This window comes from Halorubrum sp. AJ67 (assembly GCF_000513435.1).
Window position 1 is genome coordinate 1 of the sequence record NZ_CBVY010000049.1, and the last position, 2065, is coordinate 2065.

The following is a 2065-nucleotide window of genomic DNA, read 5'->3' on the forward strand; positions in this document are numbered from 1 at the left end:
GGGAGACCGACGGTTCCGATGACGTTCATTACCGGCGGCTACTCCGCTCGCGGACTTAGGTCTGCTGTTGGGCGGCCCCGAGCGGGCCACCGCGAACCGCGGGCGTTTTTTTTAGACCCGGCGGATTAGAAGCGAATGAGGGCACATAGCTCAGCCCGGATAGAGCGTCGGACTTCTAATCCGACGGTCGTGGGTTCGAATCCCACTGTGCCCGTCCTCAGATCGTTCGTTTCGTGGTGTTCCGAATGCTGCTGTGACTACTACGCTTCGACGGTACATAGTCAACACTGAGACCGAGACCGCCGAAGCCCCAGCCGGGAGGGGGGCGCACGCTCGCCGCGCTCCTCGTCACTCGCTGCGCTCGTTCCTGCGGTGCTCGCGTCGCCTGCGCCCCCCTCCCGGCTGCCCCTTCGAGTCCCGCCCCGCACCGCACAGCCTCACGCCTCCCCAGCCTCGTCAGTCGGTCTCCGCTTCGCTCCGACCGACTGACTCCCTCGCGCGGTGCTCTCGCCGGCGGCTTTGCCGCCGGCTGTCCGAGGGACCTGCGGTCCCTCGCTACTCGCGGTCGCCAGAGGCGACCGCTCGGAGGCACGCGCCACCGCAATCACCACTTCAAGAAGAGTCGTCTCCGCGGGAGTTTCACTTCTGGACCGCTCAGTCCGCCGCCGGCGGCGTCCCGAGGTACTTCTCGTTGAGTTCGTACTCGCCGTCGTCGCCCTCGACGAGGTACTCGCCGTAGTAGGGCACGCGGTTGGCCACCACTGCCTCGAACGTCTCCGCGATCTCCTCGCGCGTCATCTCGCCCATCGACCGGAGGTCGTCGTTGCGGTTGAGACACCCCTTCAGGTAGCCCTCGTGGGTGACGCGGACGCGGCCGCAGTTCGCGCAGAACTCCTCGTTCTCGACGGGGTCGACGATCTCGACCATCCCGCCCGTCTCGTCGTCGCTCTCCTCGCCGACGAAGTAGCGCTTCCGGTCGTGCATCTCGCGGTGTTCGACCCGGTCGGCCTCCTCCGCGAGCCAGTCGTGGACGCGCCCGATGTCGACGTTCCACTCGGGCTTGCCGGTCAGCTCCGGCATGTACTGGATGAGCTGGAGCTGGAGCCCCTCGTTTTCGGCGACGTGCTCGACCATCTCCTCGACGTAGCCCGCGGTGTGCGTGAACACGACCATGTTGAGCTTCACGGGGTCGAGTCCGGCGTCGACGGCGGCCTTCACGCCCTCCAACACCTTCTCGTACGCGCCCGACTTCGTCACCTCCGCGAAGTCGTCCGGGTCGAGCGCGTCCTGCGAGACGTTGACGCGGTCGAGGCCGGCGGCCTTCAGGTCCGCGGCGCGACCGGGGAGGAAGGTGCCGTTCGTCGTCATCGAGACCTCCATCGAGTCGGGCGTGCGCTGGATGATCTCTTCGAGATCCTGTCGGAGCATCGGCTCGCCGCCGGTGAACTTCACCGCGTCGACGCCGTAGCCCTCGACGACCTCCAGGAAGCGGACCACGTCGTCGGCGCTCATCTCCGACTCGCTCGGCTCCATCGGCCCGCGCGTGTCGCCTAACCCCTCGTTGTGACAGTAGACGCAGTCGAAGTTACACCGGTCGGTGAGCGAAATCCGGACTCCCGTCACCTCCCGTCCGAAGTCGTCCGCGAGTGGGCCGGCCATACCCGACAGGAGCGACTACGGGCGCTTAAGTAGACGGGTCGATCGTGCGGGTGCGTAACAGCCATCGGTTACGTTCCGGTCGACTCACGGCGGACGACCAATTACCCTTCCGACAGCTCGACGCGACGATGACGGCAGCGAAATCCCGTCGCCGCCGGTCACAGCGACACGCGGAGCCCGTCCTCCGCGGCTCGCACCTCGCCGTCGAACCCCGCCTCGCGGACCTGCTGCTCCATCTCGCGCTCGCGGCCGCCGGTGTGCGGGTAGAGGTGCGACAGCAGGAGGGTGCCGATCTTCGCGCCCGCGAGCGACTCGCCGAGGCTCGTCGGCCGCGGGTGGTTCGACACGTCGACGTCGTCCGGGAACGAGCAGTCGTGGACCAGGCAGTCGACGCCGTCCGCGAACC

The 2065-nt window shown here is 67.4% G+C and carries 1 protein-coding gene, 1 tRNA gene and 1 pseudogene; 1 reads left to right on the forward strand and 2 read right to left on the reverse strand.

The window, feature by feature from the left end:
- Nucleotides 1-139: 139 nt before the first annotated feature.
- Nucleotides 140-214: transfer RNA gene (locus BN903_RS15045), tRNA-Arg, on the forward strand.
- Nucleotides 215-654: 440 nt separating this feature from the next.
- On the opposite strand, the gene moaA is transcribed toward BN903_RS15045, so the two are convergent.
- The gene (moaA, locus tag BN903_RS15050) at nucleotides 655-1659 is read right to left on the reverse strand and encodes a GTP 3',8-cyclase MoaA (RefSeq protein WP_048078503.1); all 1005 of its coding nucleotides are present in this window, start codon (nucleotides 1657-1659) and stop codon (nucleotides 655-657) included.
- A gap of 158 nt (nucleotides 1660-1817) precedes the next feature.
- A pseudogene (locus tag BN903_RS15055) lies at nucleotides 1818-2065 on the reverse strand (MBL fold metallo-hydrolase); the annotation flags it as partial.

Coding starts and splice junctions, on each gene's coding strand:
- moaA (WP_048078503.1), bottom strand. CDS start 1,659: ATGGCCGGCCCACTCGCGGACGACTTCGGACGGGAGGTGACGGGAGTC.